Annotated in this window: 16 protein-coding genes and 1 pseudogene; 8 read left to right on the top strand and 9 right to left on the bottom strand. The window is 69.2% G+C overall.

What is annotated here, in order from left to right; translation table 11 throughout:
- Positions 1–2: 2 nt before the first annotated feature.
- The 3 genes from FPZ47_RS02065 to FPZ47_RS02055 form a co-directional block, all read right to left on the bottom strand.
- A complete protein-coding gene (locus tag FPZ47_RS02065; RefSeq protein WP_144947324.1) occupies positions 3–302 on the bottom strand; it encodes a PE family protein in 300 nt (99 codons plus the stop codon).
- 76 nt (positions 303–378) lie between these two features.
- Entirely contained in the window at positions 379–1,617 is a 1,239-nt protein-coding gene (locus tag FPZ47_RS02060; RefSeq protein ID WP_144947320.1) for a PPE family protein, read from the bottom strand.
- Between the two features lie 457 nt (positions 1,618–2,074).
- On the bottom strand, positions 2,075–2,269 hold the full coding sequence (locus FPZ47_RS02055; RefSeq protein WP_144947317.1) for a ferredoxin: 195 nt from the start codon (positions 2,267–2,269) through the stop codon (positions 2,075–2,077).
- Between the two features lie 138 nt (positions 2,270–2,407).
- Between FPZ47_RS02055 and FPZ47_RS02050 the strand changes: the two genes are divergently transcribed.
- The 3 genes from FPZ47_RS02050 to FPZ47_RS02040 all read left to right on the top strand — a co-directional run bounded on the left by FPZ47_RS02050 (position 2,408) and on the right by FPZ47_RS02040 (position 5,999).
- A complete protein-coding gene (locus FPZ47_RS02050; protein WP_144947315.1) occupies positions 2,408–3,559 on the top strand; it encodes a cytochrome P450 in 1,152 nt (383 codons plus the stop codon).
- 2 nt (positions 3,560–3,561) lie between these two features.
- Complete coding sequence (locus tag FPZ47_RS02045; RefSeq protein WP_144947312.1) at positions 3,562–4,722, top strand: cytochrome P450; 1,161 nt, start codon at positions 3,562–3,564, stop codon at positions 4,720–4,722.
- 101 nt (positions 4,723–4,823) lie between these two features.
- Positions 4,824–5,999 (top strand): cytochrome P450, encoded by a 1,176-nt coding sequence (locus FPZ47_RS02040; protein WP_144947310.1) that lies wholly within the window; start codon positions 4,824–4,826, stop codon positions 5,997–5,999.
- Positions 6,000–6,038: 39 nt separating this feature from the next.
- Here FPZ47_RS02040 and eccCa read toward each other — a convergent pair whose 3' ends face one another.
- On the bottom strand, positions 6,039–10,199 hold the full coding sequence (gene eccCa / locus FPZ47_RS02035; protein WP_144947307.1) for a type VII secretion protein EccCa: 4,161 nt from the start codon (positions 10,197–10,199) through the stop codon (positions 6,039–6,041).
- Positions 10,196–11,725 carry a type VII secretion protein EccB gene (gene eccB / locus FPZ47_RS02030; protein ID WP_144947303.1) on the bottom strand — a complete coding sequence of 510 codons (1,530 nt, stop codon included), beginning with the start codon at positions 11,723–11,725 and terminating at the stop codon, positions 10,196–10,198. Before eccB ends, eccCa begins: the two co-directional genes overlap by 4 nt.
- Before the next feature lie 443 nt (positions 11,726–12,168).
- On the opposite strand from eccB, the gene malQ reads away from it, so the two are divergent.
- From malQ to FPZ47_RS02010, 4 genes are all read left to right on the top strand, one after another.
- Complete coding sequence (gene malQ, locus FPZ47_RS02025; RefSeq protein ID WP_144947300.1) at positions 12,169–14,325, top strand: 4-alpha-glucanotransferase; 2,157 nt, start codon at positions 12,169–12,171, stop codon at positions 14,323–14,325.
- Between the two features lie 34 nt (positions 14,326–14,359).
- The gene (locus FPZ47_RS02020) at positions 14,360–15,241 is read left to right on the top strand and encodes an LLM class F420-dependent oxidoreductase (RefSeq protein ID WP_144947297.1); all 882 of its coding nucleotides are present in this window, start codon (positions 14,360–14,362) and stop codon (positions 15,239–15,241) included.
- 16 nt (positions 15,242–15,257) lie between these two features.
- Positions 15,258–15,728, top strand: a complete 471-nt coding sequence (locus FPZ47_RS02015; RefSeq protein ID WP_144947294.1) for a nuclear transport factor 2 family protein — start codon at positions 15,258–15,260, stop codon at positions 15,726–15,728.
- A 105-nt stretch (positions 15,729–15,833) separates the two neighbouring features.
- Entirely contained in the window at positions 15,834–16,118 is a 285-nt protein-coding gene (locus FPZ47_RS02010) for a LapA family protein (protein ID WP_246133241.1), read from the top strand.
- A 16-nt stretch (positions 16,119–16,134) separates the two neighbouring features.
- Here FPZ47_RS02010 and FPZ47_RS02005 read toward each other — a convergent pair.
- Together FPZ47_RS02005 and FPZ47_RS02000 are read right to left on the bottom strand one after the other, a co-directional pair.
- Positions 16,135–16,427 (bottom strand): annotated as a pseudogene (locus tag FPZ47_RS02005) (hypothetical protein).
- A 91-nt stretch (positions 16,428–16,518) separates the two neighbouring features.
- Positions 16,519–17,076 carry a hypothetical protein gene (locus tag FPZ47_RS02000; protein WP_144947292.1) on the bottom strand — a complete coding sequence of 186 codons (558 nt, stop codon included), beginning with the start codon at positions 17,074–17,076 and terminating at the stop codon, positions 16,519–16,521.
- Positions 17,077–17,381: 305 nt separating this feature from the next.
- Here FPZ47_RS02000 and FPZ47_RS01995 point away from each other — a divergent pair, with 305 nt between their 5' ends.
- Positions 17,382–17,837, top strand: a complete 456-nt coding sequence (locus FPZ47_RS01995) for a DUF6941 family protein (RefSeq protein WP_144947289.1) — start codon at positions 17,382–17,384, stop codon at positions 17,835–17,837.
- Between the two features lie 171 nt (positions 17,838–18,008).
- Here the strand turns inward: FPZ47_RS01995 and FPZ47_RS01990 are convergent, their stop codons facing one another.
- A complete protein-coding gene (locus tag FPZ47_RS01990; protein WP_144947286.1) occupies positions 18,009–18,296 on the bottom strand; it encodes an ANTAR domain-containing protein in 288 nt (95 codons plus the stop codon).
- 226 nt (positions 18,297–18,522) lie between these two features.
- Complete coding sequence (locus FPZ47_RS01985) at positions 18,523–19,887, bottom strand: wax ester/triacylglycerol synthase domain-containing protein (RefSeq protein ID WP_144947283.1); 1,365 nt, start codon at positions 19,885–19,887, stop codon at positions 18,523–18,525.
- Positions 19,888–19,892 lie beyond the last annotated feature (5 nt).

The raw sequence follows: 19,892 nt of genomic DNA, 5'->3' as shown, positions 1-19,892 counted from the left end.
CTTTAGCCGGTCGCGGCCGCGTTGGCCGCCTCGGTCGCCGCATACGACCCCGAGCTCATGCCCAAGGTGTTGACGAACATCTCATGAATCGCCTGCGCCTGAGCGCTCACGGCCTGGTACATCTGCGCGTGCGCGGCAAACTGCGCCGCGGTCAACGCCGACACCTCGTCGGCGGCCGCAGGCACCACCCCCGTCGTCGGGGCCGCCGCTGCGGCGTTCTGGGCGCTCAACGTCGAGCCGATCCCCTGCAACGTCCCCGCCGCCGACGCCAGGGCCTCAGGCTGCGTAGTCACGAACGACATGCGGTCTCCTTTCCAAAAACCCTCGAGCGAAACCGCTTTCGAGATTCAGTGGGCATGGTCATGTTCTTGTCCGGGCTTATCCGGCGGAAGGCGGGCGCACCACCACGCTGTAGCGGAACCCGTACTTGTTGACGTAACCGGAAGCCGCGCGCCGGCTTCCGGACCCGAGTGGAATTCCGCGCAACAGCGCGTTGCCGGGTGCGTTGTTCGCCGCGGCGTGGACGGGGGTCCCCCCTATTCCCTTGACGACGGAGCCGACCTCCGTTGCCGGCGTGGTCCACCCCGACGGCACCGACAGGCCCCCGATCCGGCCGGCCCCGCCCGTGCCGGCCGACACCGCCGAGGCGGTGTGGGCGCCCAGGCCGATTTGGGCGAATTGCGGCGTCGGGTACCAGTAACCGCCCTCACCGGCCGTGGTGCCGAGGCCGGTCACGGTTTGCTGTCCCCACTGGAACCCGTGGTAGCCCGCACCGTAGCCGTTGTACGCCTGGAAGAGGTTGTGGAACAACGTGTAGTAGCTCGCCTGGGTGATGCCGGAGGTGTTCCACGGGGTGGGGATCTGGTTCAGCGGCCACGGCAGCGCCGCCGGGTTCGTGGTGGCCGTCGTCAACAGGTTCTGCAGCTGTTGCAGCGGCTGGGGCAGCGCGGTGGCCGCCGAGATCGCGTGCGGCGTCACCACCGCCGGGACCAGCTGCGGGGTGGTGGTCGCGGTGGTCTGCGCCGAGTTGCCGGCCGGGGTGGCGACGGCCTGGGCCACCGCCATGGCCTGGTCGGCACCAGCGTTCGGGGTGGTCGTCTTGGGCGGCGAGTTGAACGGGACCAGCTGCGAGGCACTCAACGACGATCCGAGGTAGCCGTACATCGCGGCCGCGTCCTGCGCCCACATCTCCACGTACTGCGCCTCGGTGACGGCGATCGCCGGGGTGTTCTGCCCGAAGAAGTTGGTCGCGATCAGCGTCAGCAGCAATGCCCGGTTCGCCGCAACCACCGGCGGCGGCACCGTCATCGCGAACGCCGTCTCGTAGGCGCCCGCGGCCGCCCGGGCCTGGTTGGCGGTCTCCTCGGCCTGACCTGCCGCCGCGCTGAGCCAACTCACATACGGCGCAACGGCCGACATCATCGAGGCCGACGCCGGCCCCACCCAGGGTCCACTGGTCAATTCCGTGATCGCCGAACCGTAACCGGTGGCGGCCGTACCGAGTTCGGTCGCCAATCCATCCCATGCCGACGCGGCGGCCATCATTGGCGCCGATCCTGGACCCGTGTACATGCGACCGGAATTGATTTCGGGCGGTAGCGCCCCGAAGTCAAACACCGTGCCCTCCCTTATCGGGCCGTGGTCGCCAGGCGACCCCGACGTTCGGACAAGACCTAGCGGAGGCCGCGGTCACGGCCTCGTCACATTCGCTACTTCCGGGCCGCTGAGCCGGCGGAGCCTTGACCTGTGCGTTCACAGTCAGCAAATCCATTCGAGGGGCAAGCCGAACAAGTTGGCGCGTCATATCACAGTGGCGGACTAGTGATCCCTCAACGGGATTCCCCTGACTCCGGTCACGAGCGACGCGCACATCCTGTTTGGACACCCCCATAGTCAGCAACCGAGCGACAGCTCGCTTCTGCGCTGACCTGTCGCTCGCCAAGACATTAACCCGTTATAAGCGGGACACCGACCGGAGACGCCAACTGTTCATTGCCCGCCGACCACTGTTCACTCGAAGTCAACCGCCGTTCATCCGCAGTTTGCTCGGCTGTCGACTCAGCGGACAGTGCTGTCAATCCTGCTCGAGGACGAGCGCCATTTCCGGGCAGGAGGCCACGCCCTCGCGCGTGAGCTCCTCGTCCTCGGGCCGCACCTCGTGCTCTTCGAGGATCGAGTAGCCCGAGTCGTCGATGGGGAACAGCTCGGGACTGACGGCGTAACACTGGGCGTGCCCTACGCATTTCGACTTCTCGAGACGAACCTTCACCTGGGTTCCTTCTTCGGCGGCTCCGACAAGCACGCCAGGTCGGATTGACAACTCACTAGGTAGATTAGTCGGTCGGTAGGGTCGACAGCCTCGCCGCATCGGGCGATCACGAAGACAGATGGGCGGACACCAGCGCACATGAGCATTCTCGACGACTGGCAGCCGGGCGCCTCCCCCATGCCGCGGCTGGAGTATTCGACGCTGCCGATGGCCGAAGACCGGGGTGTCGGATGGAAGACACTACGGGACGCCGGGCCGGTCGTGTACATGAACGGCGCCTACTACCTGACCCGTCGCGAGGACGTGCTGACGGCACTGCGCGAGGCGAACCTCTTCTCGGCGCAACTGGCGCTGCAGCCCCCCGGCAGCCCGGTGCCGGTACTGCCGTCGGCCTTCGACCCGCCCGAGCACACCCGCTACCGCAAGATCCTGCACCCGTACTTCAGCCCGGAGGGTCTGAGCACGTCGCGGCCCGTGCTGGAACGCCACGCCGCCGACATGATCGCGGCCCTCGCGGGCCGGGGCGAATGCGAGGTGATGGCCGAGTTCGGCCGCCTCTACCCCTATCAGGTGTTCATGGACCTCTACGGGCTGCCGCTGGAAGACCGCGACCGCGTGATCGGGTGGAAGGACGCCGTGGTCGCCGGCAGGTCCGAGGGGGACGAGCTGTACGACTATTTCGCCGACGTCATCCGCCGACGCCGGCAGAACCCGGGGTCGGACCTGTTGACGCAGATCATGACCGGCCCGGGCGAGCTCACCGATCTCGAGCTGCTCGGCATGACGCACCTGCTGATCCTGTCCGGTCTGGACACGGTGGCCGCGGCGATCGGCTTCTCGCTGCTGGAATTGGCGCGCAGGCCGCAGCTGCGCGGCAAGCTTCGTGAAAATCCAAGGCAAATAAGGGTTTTCATCGAGGAGATCGTCCGGCTGGAGCCATCGGCGCCGGCTGCTGCCCGGGTCACCACCGACTTCGTCAAGGTGGGCGGCATGACACTGCCCCCGGGCACCCCGGTGCGGCTGTGCACGGCCGCCATCAACCGCGACGGCAGCGACGAGACGTCCACCGACGAGCTGGTCGTGGACGGAAAGATGCACCGGCACTGGGGCTTCGGGGGCGGACCGCACCGCTGCCTGGGCTCGCACCTGGCCCGGATAGAACTGACCATCATCGTCGGCGAGTGGCTGCGACAGATCCCCGACTTCAACCTCCCGGACGGCTACGTCCCGGAGATCCCGTTTCCGTCGAAAACCTTCGCGCTCAAGTCGTTGCCGCTGCGCTGGAACTGAGCATGAGCACTCACGGCGAACCCCGGCCGGGTGCGTTCGAGCTGCCGCGGCTGGAGTACGCGGCCTTGCCGCTCGGCCAAGACCGCGGCGCCGGCTGGAAGGCGTTGCGGGATGCCGGGCCGGTGGTCTTCATGAACGGCCACTACTACCTGACCCGCCGCGAGGACGTGCTGGCGGCGCTGCGCGACCCCACGCTCTTCTCGGCCCGACTGGCGCTGCAGCCCCCCGGCAGCCCGGTGCCGGTGGTGCCGCTGGCGTTCGACCCGCCCGAGCACACGTTCTACCGCACGATCCTGGACCCCCACTTCAGCCCGCAGGCGGTGGGCAGATCCCGCCCCGTGCTGCAGCACCACGCCGCCGACATGATCGCGGGCCTCGCGGGCCGGGGCGAGTGCGAGGCGATGGCCGATTTCGCGCGCCTCTACCCGTTCCAGGTGTTCATGGACCTCTACGGATTGCCGCTGGAGGACCGGGACCGCGTGATCGGGTGGAAGGACGCCGTGGTCGCCGGCAGGTCCGGGATGGGCCAGGGCGACGAGCTGCTGGCGTATTTCGCGGACGCCGTCGACCGGCGTCGTGGCCGCCCCGGCTCCGACATGCTGTCGCAGGTGATGCACGGGCCCGGCGAACTCAGCGACCTCGAGGTGCTCGGCACGGTTTTTCTGCAGATCCTGGCCGACCTGGATGTCGTGGTCGCGACGATCGGGTTCGCGCTGTTCGAGCTGGCGCGGCGCCCCGCGCTGCGTGGTGAGCTGCGCGAGGACGCCAGGCAGGTCAGGGTGTTCATCGAGGAGATCGTCCGGCTGGAGCCGTCGGCGCCGGTGGTGGCCCGGGTCACCACCGACTTCGTCAAGGTGGGCGGGATGACGCTGCCCCCGGGCACCCCGGTGCGGTTGTGCATCGCCGCCATCAACCGAGACGGCAGCGACGAGATGTCCACCGACGAGCTGGTGATGGATGGAAAGGTGCACCGGCACTGGGGATTTGGTGGAGGTCCGCACCGCTGCCTGGGCGCCCATCTGGCCCGGCTCGAGCTCGCCGTTATCGTCGGCGAGTGGCTTCGGCAGATCCCGCACTTCGACCTGCCGCCGGGCTACACCCCGGACGTCGAATTCCTGTCGAAGGCGTTGGCGCTGAAATCGCTGCCACTGCGGTGGGGCTGACCCGGTCACCGGCGGGTCCGGGCCAAAGATGCAAGATTGGTGTGCCATCACGACCCGAGACCCCCTTGGATCTGACCCCCAGCATGCGGAGACCAGAGAGCATGAGCGCTCCCGACGAAGGCCAGCCCGGCTCGTTCTACCTGCCGCGACTCGAATACACGAAGCTGCCGATGGCCGAAGACCGTGGCCTCGGGTGGAAGACGTTGCGCGATGCCGGTCCCGTGGTGTTCATGAACGGCCACTACTACCTGACCCGCCGCGAGGACGTGCTCGCGGCGCTGCGCAACCCGAAGGTGTTCTCCTCACGCTTGGCACTGCAACCCCCGGGCAGCCCCCTGCCGGTGGTGCCGCTGGCATTCGACCCGCCGGAACACACCCGCTACCGCAAGGTGCTGCAGCCGTATTTCAGCCCGCACGCGCTCAGCAGGTCCCGGGCGGTGCTGGAGCGCCATGCCGCCGAGATGATCGGGGCGTTCGCGCGGGTAGGCGAGTGCGAGGCGATGGCGCAACTCGCCCGCCTGTACCCGTTTCAGGTCTTCCTCGACCTCTACGGCCTGCCCCTGGAGGACCGGGACCAGGTCATCACCTGGAAGGACGCGATCGCCGCCGACAAGCCGTACCTCACGCAGGAGGACCTGGCCGAAGGCAACAAGTTGTTGACCTATCTCGCCGAGGCGATCCGGCGGCGGCGGGAGAATCCCGGTTCTGACATGTTGTCGCAGGTGATGACCGGCCCGGGGGAATTCACCGACCTCGAACTGTTGGGCATGACCCACCTGCTGGTGCTGGCGGGCCTGGACACGGTCACCGCGGCGATCGGGTTCTCCCTGTACGAACTGGCGCGCCGGCCCCAGCTACGCGCCCAACTCCGCGGCAACCCCAAGCAGATCAGGGTTTTCATCGAGGAGATCGTCCGCCTGGAGCCCTCGGCGCCGGTGGCGCCCAGGGTGACCACGGAGGTCGTCACCGTCGGCGGTATGACGTTGCCCGCGGGCACGCCGGTGCGGTTGTGCATGGCCGCGATCAACCGCGACGGCAGCGACGAGACATCCACCGACGAGCTGGTGATGGACGGAAAAGTGCACCGGCACTGGGGTTTTGGCGGTGGCCCGCACCGCTGCCTGGGTTCCCACCTGGGCCGGATGGAACTGACGGTGGTCGTCGGGGAATGGCTCGACCAGATCCCCGACTTCGAACTGCCCGCGGACTACACTCCCCAGATCACGTTCCCGTCGAAGACGTTCGCGCTCAAGGCGTTACCGCTGCGCTGGGGCTGACCCGCTCGGCCCCGGGCCGCCCCGGCGCAGCGCGCCGAACTACTTGCGGACCTCGGTCGCTGCCACCTGCACGAACACACCGGTGTCCTCGGCCATCAGCAGGCCACGGCCACGGGGCAGCGGACCGCCCTTCATCTTGCCGCGGATGAAGCCCTCGTCGGGGTCCGCGTCCATCACCAGCAGCGGGGCATTCGCCTGGTGCAGCGCCCGCAACATCGGGTCGCTGCCCGCCGAGGACCAGCCACCGAACGACCGGGTGACGATCACGTGCAGGCCCACGTCGGCGGCCCTGGTCACCCACGGAACGGCCTTGTGCAGCGGCGAATCGAATCCCGTCGGCAGCTGCTGGATGTCGTCGACGATCAGGAAGATCTCCGGGCCGCTCCACCACGACCGCGACAACAGCTCCTCGGCGGACAGACCGGGCGGTGGCTCGCGGCCGGCCAGAACCGCCGCCAGCTCGCCCATCATCGCCTGGACGCCGTCGAGGTTGTAGGCGAACTTCTCCACGTAGTCCGAACCCAGCGCGGTCAGCAGTTGTCGGCGCGGGTCGACCAGCCACACCTGGGCCGAGCGTTGCGACGTGGCGGGCGCGCTGGTGGCGCCCGGGGCATACAGCCGCCCGATCTCGGCCATGATGGTGGCCAGGCTGGTGGTCTTCCCGCATTCGCGCCGCCCCGTCACCATCAGGTGCGAGTTCTCGGCGAAATTGAGGTAGACCGGGTTGAGATCCAACTCCGAGATCGCCCAGGCGATCCCGCCGGCGCCGACGCCCTGGCGGGTGTCGCGGGCAGCCAGCTCCCGCACCTGCTGGACACCGAAGGTGGCCGGCAGCCGCCGCACCGGCGGGGCCTGCCCGCTCGTGAGCCTGCTGACCGCTTCGACGATGCTGTCGGACTCGAACACGTTGCTGGGCGTGCTGTTCAGTGCGGGCCGGCCCACCAGCGTGTGCAGACCCGACTGGGGGTCGGCGTCGAGGCGGACGTAGTTGACCGCGACCATGCCGCGGCCCGGCTTGACCGGTACGTCCTTGGCGAACCGGGAACGCACCAGCTTGGCGTCCTCCACGGCGGCCAGACGCAGCTCGACGCGCGAGCCGAACCCGCTGCGCACCGGCGGGCGCAGCTCGGACTCGCGGTCGGCGGTGACGATCACGTGCACACCGAACGAGGGGCCCTGGTTGATGATCAGGTTGACCTGCTCGATCAGGACCTCGTTCTCCTCGGCCAGCGCCCGGTAGTTGTCGATCACCAGATAGACATCGCCGAACACGTCGGGCACCGGGCCCGGGGCGCCACCGAACTTGCGGCGCCGCAACACCTCCATCGAGGGGATCCCGTATTCGAGGAATGTGCGCTTGCGGTCGCGCACCAGCGCCAGCAGCTCGGCCACGGTGCGGCGCACGCCGTACGGGTCCGTCGGGCCGACCACCTCACCCACGTGGGGCAGCTGCGCGATGGTGGTCAACGCGGTGCTGCTGTAGGCCAGGCAGTAGAACTGGACCTGCTCGGGGGTGTGGGTCATCGCGGCCGCGCAGATCAGCGTCTGCAGCGCCGTCGTCTTGCCCGAACCGCCGGCACCCAGGATCAGGACGTTGGCGCCGGGACCCGAGGTGTCGACCGTCCATGGCGGCTGGTCGTGCTTGAACGGGCGGTCGATGATCCCGATCGGGAACACGAGATCGCGGGCCGTCCCGTAGTCCTGCTGCCACGGGTGCCCGAGGTACCGGTTGACCAGCTCGTCGATGGCGACGGGCTGGTTCAGCGGCGGCTGCCACAGCCGGTAGGGCTCGAACGGGATCTTGCGCAGCTGGTCGATGATCACGGTACCGATCTTGGGTACCCGGATCCCCTCGTTGTCTTCCTCCTCGGCCTCGATGGGCAGCGCCACGTCGGCCGACTGGCCGTTCGTCGGGATCGCGGCCTGGTCCGGCCCCTCGACGCTGACCTCGAGCGGGGTGAAGGAATTGGTGAACAGTTGCGGGCGCACGTAGTCGATGCTGTGCACCAGCCTGGGCGTCTCGTCGCCGTCGATCGTGATTCCACGCGAGATGTAGTCGCGCCACAGGAACTCCGCCTGGAACCGGACGGTGTCCTCGAGGCTCCGGCGGAAGTAGCCCAGACCGGCCTGGGCCGGCAGGTTCACCGCGTTGGGCACGCCGGCCGCCTGCGCGGCACCCGCGGTGCGGGCTTTCAGCACCAGGCGGTAGCCCATGTTCTCCATGAGCTTCTCGGCGCGGCTCTCGATCGTCTGCGACGCCATCATCAGGTGGATCCAGTAGGCCCGGCCCTGCCGGCCGATCGAGTCGAGCACGTCGACCGCGGTCGGCATGATGCGGAACCACTCGTAGAACTCGTCGATGACGACCACGAGCATCGGCAGCGGCGGCATGTCCTGGCCGCGGGCCCGCATCCGGAGGCGTACCGAGTTGTACTCCTTGGCGTCGTCCACCCCGGCGCTGTCGCAGATCGCCTTGCGGCGGGCGATCTCGCCCCACAGCGCGTCCAGGAAGCGCTCCATCAGCGCCTGGTCTTCTTCCAGGTCGGTGATGATCCGCGACACGTGCGGTACCCCGGCGAACGGCTTGACCGCCGACCCACCCTTGAGGTCGGCCAGCACGAACTGCAGTTCCTCCGGCGGGTGGCTGAGCATCAGCGACTCGATCACGGTCCGCACCAGGGTCGACTTACCCGAACCCGTCGTACCGGACATGACGCCGTGCGGGCCGTCGCCGCCTTCGTCCAGCGATTTCATGTCCAGGAACAGCAGTTCGCCGTTGTCGGAGCGGTTGCCGAACGGCGCGCGCAACCGCGACCGGCCCATGTGGTCGGAGCGGCTGCCCCACAGCGCGTGGAAGTCGATGTCGGCCGGGTCGTCGATCCCGTAGTAGGCCAGGATGTCGCGGGCGCCGATGTGGGCGACCCGCTGGCCGATCTCCTCGTAGGCCTCGGCGAGCCGCCAACGCGCCAGCTTCTGCGCGAAGTCCTCGGCCTCCGCGAGGCTGAAGTGGTCGGTGAGCGCGAAGAACCACGGCTTCTCGTCGATCACCATCCAGGTGTCGCGGTCGCGGGGCAGCGCCTCGATGATGCCCGTCTCGTCGAAGGTGAGCATCCGCTCCGGGACCGAGGTCCACATCGACGACCCGGTCAGGTCGAAGAAGGTCACCCCGTCGATGCCCTCGGCGCTGATCACGAACTCCCACTGGGGATCCGCGGCGTCGGTGATGATCACGGTGTGCGGCGTCGGCGTCTGCGCCGAGGAACTGGCATGTCGGGGCGTGAACGAGCCGCGGCCGGCGAACAACTCGGCCTGCTCGGCGGCGAACTCGCGCACCGAGGCGTACACCATCCGCGCGTTGCCCGCGGCGTCCTGACGCCGGGGGTCGCCGAAGTGGGGCAGCCACTTCACCCAGTCCCATTCGTCGAGATCGGAACTCACCACGATCATCTGGACGTGGTCGGGTCCGTGCGAGAAGGCCAGCTGGCAGACGATCGCCCGCATCAGCCCCAGCACCTGCTCGCGATCCCCCCTCAGCGCGTACCAGGGCTCGACGAGCAGCGAGATCATCTTGGGCAGGTTGTAGACGACGCTTTGGTAGCGCCCGAACTCCTGCAACGCCTTACCGGTCACCGGCTCCAGCTCGATGTCGGTCGGCATGTTCTGGGGCTCACCCCAGGTCACCTCGGGACGCGTCATGCCCACGCCGACCCGCACGACACCGAAGTTGAGGTCCTTGCCGTCGGGCTTGCGCTCCCACATCCGCGACGAGCCGACGGCGGCCGCCAGCGTGCTGGGTGCGGGGTGGAACCACCGGTAGTTGGCGTCCATGCTGTCGGCCGACTCGTGGGCGGTCTCGCGCAGCATGTCCAGCATCAACATGAACTGGGCGCGCATCGCGTCCAGCTTCGGCCGGCTCATCTGCTGCTGGCCACCCATCCGGCCGCCGAACATCATCATCATCATCCCGCCGACCATGAAGATCGGGAAGATCGAGCCGACGCCGCCGAACACGTGTGACCCGCTGGCGAAGGTCATGGCCACCATGCCGCCGAGGAGGCCGATCACGACGACGCCGATCACGATCATGTACCAGGGCTTGCCCTCCGGCGGCGGAATGCTCAGCGGAGTGGGGAGGACGATGTTCTCCGGCTTGATGACCGGAGGCTTCTCCGGTGTGGGGCGTGCAAATCCGCGTTTCACTTCGGTACCACCAACTCTGCAGGGGACATGTCCATCGGTAGGGTGTCGTGCTCCACCAGCGCGTCCGCCCGCGACAGGGTCGGACCTTGTGGCAGCAGCCGCAGCGCCACCCAGGGCGCCAGGCTCGGTGTGGTCTTCAACCCCAGCGCCTCGCGCACGTCGCGGGTGTCGTCCACCCCGAACCGGGCGCCCGCGTCAGTCAGCCACCACAGCGACTCCGTGGTCTTCGCACCGGGATCGTTGCCGGTGACGGCGACGAAGTTGGCATGGTCGGGACCGAAGTAGACCTGGTCGGCCTGCCGGCCCGTCGTGTCGGCCTTCACCAGCGACACGACCTTGTTCGTGTCGTGGGACGCGACCGGGATCGTCGACCCGGAGATGACCTGGACGCGGGCGCGGTTCTCCCCGGAGGTCTTCTCCCACCACCAGCAGGTGGCCGGATTCTCCCGCATGTCCATCACGTTCAACGGGCTGTCCGGGTACGACGACAGATCCAGCTTCTTGACCACCGGCATCTTCGCCAGCGCCGACGGTTCCACGGTCACCGGTCTGGTGCTGACCGGTCCGGAGTTCTGCAGGATCTGGGCCACCAGCGGCGGCAGCGTCTGCACTCCGTCGGACAACACCAGCGAGTACTGCTGCGGACCACTGATCTGGGGGGTGACGATCACCGTGCCCACCGGGCCGGGCGCGCCCGGGAAGGACGCCGGGCTGCCCGCGTCCGTCACGTCCGGGACCGTCAGCTCGGGTCCCACCGGCAACGCGTCGAACAGGGCGCGGCTCATCGGCTTCGCCGCGCTGACCTGCTCGGGCGTCAGACCCAGGGGCAGCAGCACCGACCGGTTCGTCGCGTCGATGCGCGAGCGCCGTCCCTCGCGGATCACCCAGGCGTCGCCGCCGTAGCTCAGGACCGCGGCGTCCGATCCCGTCAGCACCCGCCGGTGACCGCTGAGGTCCGGGTTGCCGTCGATGACGGTCACCGTCACCCCCGAGGGCGAGCCGGGTCCGGACCCCATCGCGCCCGCGGAACCCACGGTGTCGCAGACCAGCCACGACGACTTGGTCGGGGTGCTCGGTGCGAAGTTCGACGGCGCCCCGGGGATCCCGACCAGCGGACCGCGCGGGAAGCTGGCGATCTGGCTGGAGCGAACCAGGTGCGGGTTGTCCGGCCGGCCGGTGATGAGCCGGGCCGATGCCAGGTTCAGCGCCGGATACAACCGGTCGGCCACCCGCACGTAGAGCGCACCGGAATCGCGGTCGGCGATGATGGGCGACTCGTTGACCTGACCGGACGGGCTGAGGAAGGAGTACAGCAGCGAGCCCAGGCAGATCACCAGCGCCGCGGAGACCGACGCCACCACGGCCAGGTTCTGCCGCCGGCCGGGCTCGATCTCCATGCGGACCCGCCACCGGGTCAGCGCCATCGCGGTTCGACGAGCAAGGAACTGATAGCCCGTCACCTGCGTCCGCGTCGACAGCCCGAGGCCGTAGCCCGACCCCCGCTGCCCGCGACTCTCTTCCGCCACCTAAGTCACCATCCGGTCTGTTGAAACACTTCGGGGATCCGCGACACCCGGGCGCGAATACCATCGTTAACCGTAAGCCACCCGCACGGACCTCGCCACGCTGCGCTTGCCCAAGGGAGGAATCCGGCCGCTGTGCCCGGAACGGGTTCGCGCACGGTGCCCGCGGCGACGTGCGTCATTGAGCTGGCACTTTCCGCTCCCCCACCCGATCCTCGGCCGGAATATTCGTGTCTGCACGGGGCCTATCTCCACGGGGCCTATCTCCACGGGACATGTCTTAGAGGACATGTCTCCACAGGGCATGGTAGCTGCGGATCGCCGCCCCGTCCTGTCGAGCGACGACTTTCGGCGAACACGGCGCTGAGCTGGGCAATGTTGTGGTCGCCCGGAGCTCGCCGCGGCTGCGGAGGCGATGGGCGCGCCCCCAGGGAAGGATGGGCGGCATGACTGAGCATGCGCCGTCGCTGGTCGAGCTGGCCAGGCGCTTCGGCATCGCCACCGAGTACCAGGACTGGACCGGGCGGCAGGTGTCGGTGCCCGCGAGCACGCTCGTGGCGGTGCTGGCCGCATTCGGCGTCGCCGCCGGCAACGAGCAGGAGCGCAACGTCGCCCTGACCGCGCACCTGCGGTCGTACTGGGGGCGCCGTTTGCCGGCCACCCTCGTCGGGCGCAGCGGCGATCAGATCCGGTTCTGGGTCCACGTGACCCACGGGGACCCGGCCGAGGTGTGGTTGCAGCTTGAGGACGGGACGGTGTGCGGCGGGATCCGCCAGGTCGACAACTTCACCGAGCCGTTCGACCTGGACGGCCGTTGGGTCGGCGAGGCCAGTTTCGTGGTGCCCGGCGACCTGCCGCTGGGCTACCACCGGGTGCACCTGCGGTCCGCGGGCACCGAGGACAGCACCGCGCTCGTCGTGACGCCGGACTGGCTCGGCGTCCCCGAACGGCTCGGCGCCCGGCGCGCATGGGGCCTGTCCACCCAGCTCTACAGCGTGCGGTCGCGCCAGTCGTGGGGCGTCGGGGACCTCACCGACCTGACGGACCTGGCGGTGTGGTCGGCGTGCCGCCACGGCGCCGACTACCTACTCGTCAACCCCCTGCACGCAGCGGCCCCCACGCTCCCCATGGAGCCGTCGCCGTACCTGCCGACGTCGCGGCGTTTCGTCAACCCGCTCTACCTTCGCGTCGAGGCGATCCCCGAGTTCGCCGAGCTGGGCAAGCGCGGCCGCGTGCGCCAGCTGCGGTCGGACGTGCAACGCCGGGCGGCCCGGGTCGACTCGATCGACCGCGACAGGGCATGGGCCGCCAAGCGCGCCGCGCTCGAGCTGGTGCACCGGGTCCCCCGATCCGCGGGCCGCGAGCTGGCCTACGCGGCCTTCCGGGAGCGCGAGGGCCGCCCGCTCGACGACTTCGCCACGTGGTGTGCGCTGGCCGAACGGTTCGGCGCCGACTGGCATCGCTGGCCGGACTCGCTGCAGCATCCCGGCGCCGAGGGCGTCGCCAGGTTCGCCGAGAAGCATCCGCACGCCGTCGACTTCCACCGTTGGATGCAGTGGCAGCTCGACGACCAGCTCGCCGCGGTGCAGTCGCAGGCGGTGCGGGCCGGGATGGCCCTGGGCGTCGTGCACGACCTGGCCGTCGGCGTGCATCCCGACGGCGCAGACGCATGGGCCCTGCAGGACGCCCTGGCACCGGGCGTGAGCGCCGGCGCGCCGCCGGACGAGTTCAACCAGCTCGGTCAGGACTGGTCCCAGCCGCCGTGGCGACCGGACCGGCTGGAACAGCAGGAATACCGGCCGTTCCGCGCGCTGATCCGGGCCGTGTTGCGGCATGCGGGCGGCGTGCGCATCGATCACATCATCGGGTTGTTCCGGCTGTGGTGGATCCCCGCCGGCGCCCCGCCCACCGAGGGCACCTACGTGCGCTACGACCACGAGGCGATGATCGGCATCGTGGCCCTGGAGGCGCACCGGGCCGGGGCGCTGGTGGTCGGCGAAGACCTCGGCACGGTCGAACCGTGGGTGCGCGACTACCTCTTGTTACGCGGCCTGTTGGGCACCTCGATCCTGTGGTTCGAACTCGACCGCGACGGCTGCGGCGGCCCGCTGCCGGCCGAGCGCTGGCGGGAGTACTGCCTGGCATCGGTCACCACCCACGATCTGCCGCCCACCGCCGGCTACCTGGCCGGCGACCACGTCCGGCTGCGCGAATCCCTCGGCCTGCTGACCCGGCCCGTGGCGGAGGAACTTGCGTCGGACCGCACGGAGCTGGCGGCCTGGCTGGCCGAGCTGCGCCGGGTGGGCCTGCTCGGGGACGGCGACGACGACCCCGAGCAGGTCGTCGTCGCCCTCTACCGGTATCTGGGCCGCACGCCCTCGCGGCTGGTGGGGGTGGCGCTGACCGACGCGGTCGGCGACCGCCGCACCCAGAACCAGCCGGGAACCACCGACGAATACCCCAACTGGCGGGTTCCGCTGACCGGGCCGGACGGCCGGCAGATGATGCTCGAGGACGTGTTCACCGACCGCCGGGCGGGGGCCCTGGCCGAGGCGGTCCGCGCCGCGATCGCGCCCGCCACCGGCAGGTCGGGTGACCGCTGAGCCGCCCGGTGCAGCCCCTGTAGCTTTGACGGCCATGAAGGTATCGGTGGTGGCCCCGGTCGCCGACGGTGTGACCGCCGACCCCGGCTGGATGGCGAGTTTCGCCGAGCACCTCGAGTCGTGCGGATTCGAATCCATCGTGGTCGTCGAGCACACTGTTCTTCTCACCCGCTACGAGAGCGTCTATCCCTACGACAGTTCCGGGCGCGTCGGCCTGGCGGCCGACTGCCCGATTCCCGACCCGCTCGATCTGCTGGCCTTCCTGGCCGGCCACACCAGCCGGCTGGGGCTGGCCACGGGAGTGCTGGTGCTGCCCAACCATCATCCGGTGGTGCTGGCCAAAAGGGCCGCGACCGTGGATGCGCTGTCGGGTGGCAGACTGCGGCTCTGTGTGGGGGTCGGCTGGCTCAAGGAAGAGCTGGAAGCCTGCGGTACGGACTTCGACGGCCGGGGCCGGCGCGCCGACGAGCAGTTGGCGGTGTTGCGGGCGCTGTGGGCCGACGAGCCCCGAGGTGCGTCGTTCCACGGCGAATTCTTCGACTTCGACGACGTCATGTGCTATCCCAAACCCGTTGCTGCCCAACGGCTCCCGGTGCACGTCGGCGGGCACAGCCGAGCGGCGGCGCGCCGCGCCGGCCGACTCGGCGACGGCTTCCAGCCACTCGGCGTGAGCGGCCGCGAACTCGCCTCCCTGCTTGCGGTGATGCGCGAGGAGGCCTCGTCGGCGGGACGGGACCCGGCAGGCCTGGAAGTCTCGCTGGGCCATCTGGTGACCAAGATCGACGCCGAGCGCGCGGGCGCACTGGCCGACCAGGGCGCCGACCGCCTGGTCCTGGCGATGCCACCCACCGCCGACATCGAGCAGGCCAGGGACCTGCTCTCGGCCTGCGCGCAGCGCCTGTCGCTGGCTTCGTGAGCGCGACGCGTCGGCGATGACACTTTCGGCGGAGGACCGGGTGGCCCTGAGCGACCTGGTGCATCGCTATGCGGCCAGGGTTGACGACCGTCGATTCGACTCCGCCGCAAAGCTTTTCACCCCCACGGCCGAACTGGCGGTGCCCGATCCGCCGGATGTGCTGTCCCCGGTCCACGTGCACCGGGGGCGGCAGGCCATCGCCGCGGCGGTGTCGGCGGTGGCAGCGGTGGTGCGGACCGAACACGCGATCGTCGGCGAGGTGTACGACGAGTCGCCGGGCCCCGGGTACGCGCGGGGACGCATCGCGTGCGTCGCGCATCACTGGAATCGGCGCGGCGACGAGGTGACCGACGTGGCGTGGCACCTTCGTTACGATGACGAATACACGTTGACGGATGCGGGCTGGCGGATGGACCGGCGGGCCCTGACGATCAACGCCATCGAGACGCGGGCCGTGCGGCGGTTGCTGCCCCGCGATCCGGGCTGACGGTTCGATCTCGTTTGTTCGAAAGCCTTTTCGGGTAGCTCCTACGAGAGATCCGCGTCGGCCACACCGGCGGATGCGGCCGCAGGGTAAGCAGAGGGGGCGCTCATGGCGCACAGTGCGCGCGGTCTTGTCGATGACGATCGGGCCACCCGCCGGGACATGAATCCGCCGATGCAGGAGGGGCAACGAACGCCCGGCCACGTCGTGGTCGCGGTGGCCGCGCTGGTGCTGCTGGTGGGTATCGCGAACTTCGCCCTGGGCCACGCCCGCGCGGGGGTGTACGCCGCGAGTATCGGCCTGCTGGCCTTCGGCGCCGGGCTGGCGTGGCTTGCCATGGACCGCAGGCGAATCCGCCAAGCCGAGCGCGACTGGCTGGTCGGTGGCCGGTAGCCCGCCGACCCCGGGGTCACTGCAACGACGCGAGGTTGTCCACGGACTTGCGGACGTCGGACCGGATCACCCGCGCGACCAGGCTGCCGATCGGGCTGCTCAGCAGACCGCCGCCCAGGTCGGCGGTGAGATGAAGGTGACCTTGACGCACGACGACACCTCGGTGCCCCTTTCTATCGTCGATGGCACCGAGCCGCGCCACCCGCCGAATATCGTCATCCACTCGTCGAATCGGCGCAGGTCGGAAGCGAGCTTCCAGGCGGTCGCGGGCTCCACGTCCGAGGCCATCGAAACGTCCACTCGTGCCAAGTTCTTCGCTCCTCCACGTCGACATGGGGGCATGGGCGATCGCGGGAATGCATACCCGGATGCGCGCGGGCTCACACCTGCGCGGGACCGTCTACGGCCAGGCCTCGTTCAGGTGCTGGGCCACGTCGATGACCTGTGCGGACTGGGAATGGGGCGCGTCGATCTCCTCGGCGACGTACTGGGCGACGAATCGACGGATCTCACCGTCGACGCCGGCCAGGATGCGCAGCACCTCGCCGCGGAGGGACTTGGACGACACGTTGACGGTGATGTCGGAGGGGCGCGGTTTGGAGACGTCGACGATCAGCAGCAGCGGCTCGGCCGCGCGGGCCGTCGCGCGCAGGGCGATGTCACCGGAGACGACGAACCGCTGCTTGTCGAGCCGCAGGTCGAGGAGCAGGTCGATCGACAGCGGGATATGGATGACGAAGGTGATGCTGTCACCGAGACGGCGCGTCACCCGCGGGTCGTGGATCTTGACGTTGGCGCTGACCTTGGCGATCCCGCCGGGCCCCTGGGCGATCGGTTCCATGGCGAACTCGCTGCCCGCGATGTCGGCGAATGCGGCCGCGACGCGCTCGGGGGTGACGGCGTATTCGAAGAATCTGCGACCGAATTCTTCGTAGGTGAGGTAATCGTGGTTCTGCATAGGCTTATACCGTCTCACGTCGCCCGCCGGAACGGTCGCTGATCTGGTCGCGTCGCCGGAAGCGATCCCCGTCCGCCCTGCCGACGGGTCTGTGAACAGCGCCACAGGCGCGCGCCGCGACCCGGCACGCCGGCCCGGTGGCGTCGTGGCCATGCGGGGCCGCGCCCGGTCCCGGGTAACGGCGTAACATCCAGCTTTTAACAGCAGAACATGGATTCGGTGGGGGTCGGCAGCAATGGCAGGGCAGCAATGGCAGGGCAGCACATGGTGTCAACCGGACGAATGACCGCGGCTCCGGCGGTCGCATGAAGATCAGCCTGTTCCTCGCGGACGCGGCACAGGCCGACGCGCAATCGGGCAAGGTCAATGCCCTCGGATTGGGCTGGCGGCAGTGCCAAACACCTACTCCCGCCATCGCTTTGGTGCTGTTTTTGGACATCGACTGGAATGAGACCAACAAGCCGCACAAGCTGACCTGTCAACTGCTGACCACCGACGGCGGCCCGGTGTCGGTGCCGGGCCCGAACGGGCCTCAGCGCATCTGCTTCGAGGCATCGGCCGAGGCAGGTCGCCCGCCGGGGGCCATCCACGGCACCTCGGTGCGCATGCCGCTCACCCTGAACATCCCGGCGGGAATCCCGTTGGAGCCGGGGATCTACGAGTGGCGCGTCGAGATCGCGGGTTTCGAGCAGGACACGGCGGTCGAGGCGTTCGTCGTGGTGGGCCCGTCCCCCACGGCCAAGCCGCCGGCGCAGCCGTGAGAACCCCGCGGCGCGCTGACCGCTGGTCGTCGTGCCGACCCGGCCTGTCCCGCGCGCACACTGACGTCAGCCCTGCGCCAAGGCCTTTCGGTCAGTGCCCGGCTGGAGGGGGTTGGCGACGGCCGCGGTACCCCGCGAAAGCTCGGCCGTGCCAACCTCTTTCACCCTCACTCAGCAGGTCGCGGCGGCGGCCCCGAACAACTGTCCCCACTCCTGGCGGGCCGCGGTCTGCGCATCCAGGAAGCTGGAGGTCTTCTCGCCGCCGCCGGCCAGGTGGACCAGCGCCCAGGCCAGTGCGAACACCGGCACCCGGTGACGCTTTGCGGCACTGTGCAGTTCGTCGAAAGCGAGGTCGGAACGGCACCGGCGCAGCCCGATGATAATGCCCCGCGCCGTGTCGAGGATGCGCCCGGAATGCGGGCCGTACGATGTCTGGGCGGGAACCCAGTTCGCCATCATGTCGTGGATACCTCCCGTTGTCCCCCACCCCGATCCGCCGTTCGCACAGCGGGGCGCGTCGCCGTGCACGCGCGAAATCCGTAACAGTGATCCCCTTTGACGCGCTGATTCCCTTTGACGCACGTAGCCATGATTTGTTCATCGCGCGCGAGTACGCCAGATATCCGTCCCGATCGGTATGCACCCGTGACCGTTTCGGGATCGGCCGTTTCGGAGCGAAATCGGATTACTCTGCCAGCGCCAGCAATTCGTCGAACGAGGCGACCATCGCGTCATGGAAGACGTCGTGGTCGGGTATCGCGGCGGTGTCGACGTTGATGCCCAGGGCGCAGGTGTCGACGTAGGTGAGCAACGTGACGTTGACCGACGAGCCGATCGTCGGGCCGAACGCGTATTGGGCGCGCACCGCCGCGCCGCCGAGAAAGACCGGGACCGGCACCCCGGGCACGTCGCTGGCCAAAAAATCGACATGACGCAGGACGGAACCGATGTACCACCGTGGCATGAGGTTGAGGGCTCCGGCGATCGCCTGCGTGTAGGGCAGGGACCGTTCGTCGCGCACCGCGCTGCTGCGCTGATGGATCGCCCTGATCCGCGCTGCCGGGTCGGTCTCCCCGGCGGGCACGTCGAACCGCATGAGCGTGATGCGGTTCCCCCCGATGTCGTCGACCGGTGTCCGGAGGCTGACCGGCATCGTCAGGTGCAGGTCGCCCACCGTGACGCCGTGCTCGTCGTGATATCGCCGCAACGCCCCGGCCACCCCGGCGACGAACGCGTCGTTGAGCGCCCCGCCGCACCGGTGGGCCGCCTCCCGCAGCAGTGGCCTCGAGACGTCGTGAACCCACAGACGACGGTTCAGCCCGCGGTCGGTCACCAGCGGCGACCCGGCCCGGGTGATCGGCCGGACCGTCCGGTACACGGACGCCGTGGTGGAGGCGGCCGAACGAATGGTCGCGGCGGGCCGTCGCACACTGTCGACCATCAGTCGCGGCACCCACGTCACCGCGCCCGCCACGGCGCTGCCGAGGACGCCGGTGTCGTACCTCAACGCGTCGCGGTAGCGCTCGAGCAGCGACGGCCCGGCCGCTCGTGGCTCGGGGGGCATGGGCTCACGCGCATACACGTCTTCGGAGAGGTTGAACAGGTTCATCGAGATCTGAACACCACCGATCCCGTCGGTGAGCGCGTGGTGGAACTTGCAGATCACCGCCGCGCCGCCGTCGTCGAGGCCCTCGACCAGCGTGGTCTCCCAGAGCGCCCGGGCCCGGTCGAAATCCTGCATCCCTGCCAGCCGGGCCATTTCGAGCACGTCGTGCAGCGTGCCGCCGGCCGGCACCGCGACCCTCCGCAGGTGGTAGGCGAGGTCGAAGTTCGGGTCGTATTCCCACCGCGGCGGAGCCGGCCGCGGTGACGCCACCACCCGCTGGCGGAATATGGGCAGCTTGCGGCTCATCAGGTCGAAGCGCTCGCGCACCGCCTGCCAGTCCGGGGATCGGTCCAGCAGCATGACGGTGACCACGGTCGACCTCAGCCGCGGGTCACTTTCCATTGCCCACGTGAAGGCGTCGCTGTTTCGCATGAAGGCGGTCATAAGGG

Origin of the sequence: Mycobacterium helveticum (genome assembly GCF_007714205.1) — a bacterium.
In the GTDB taxonomy this organism is placed as follows: Bacteria; Actinomycetota; Actinomycetes; order Mycobacteriales; family Mycobacteriaceae; genus Mycobacterium; species Mycobacterium helveticum.
The sequence above is the reverse complement of the archived record's forward strand: the minus strand, read 5'-3'. Positions and strand labels throughout refer to the sequence as shown.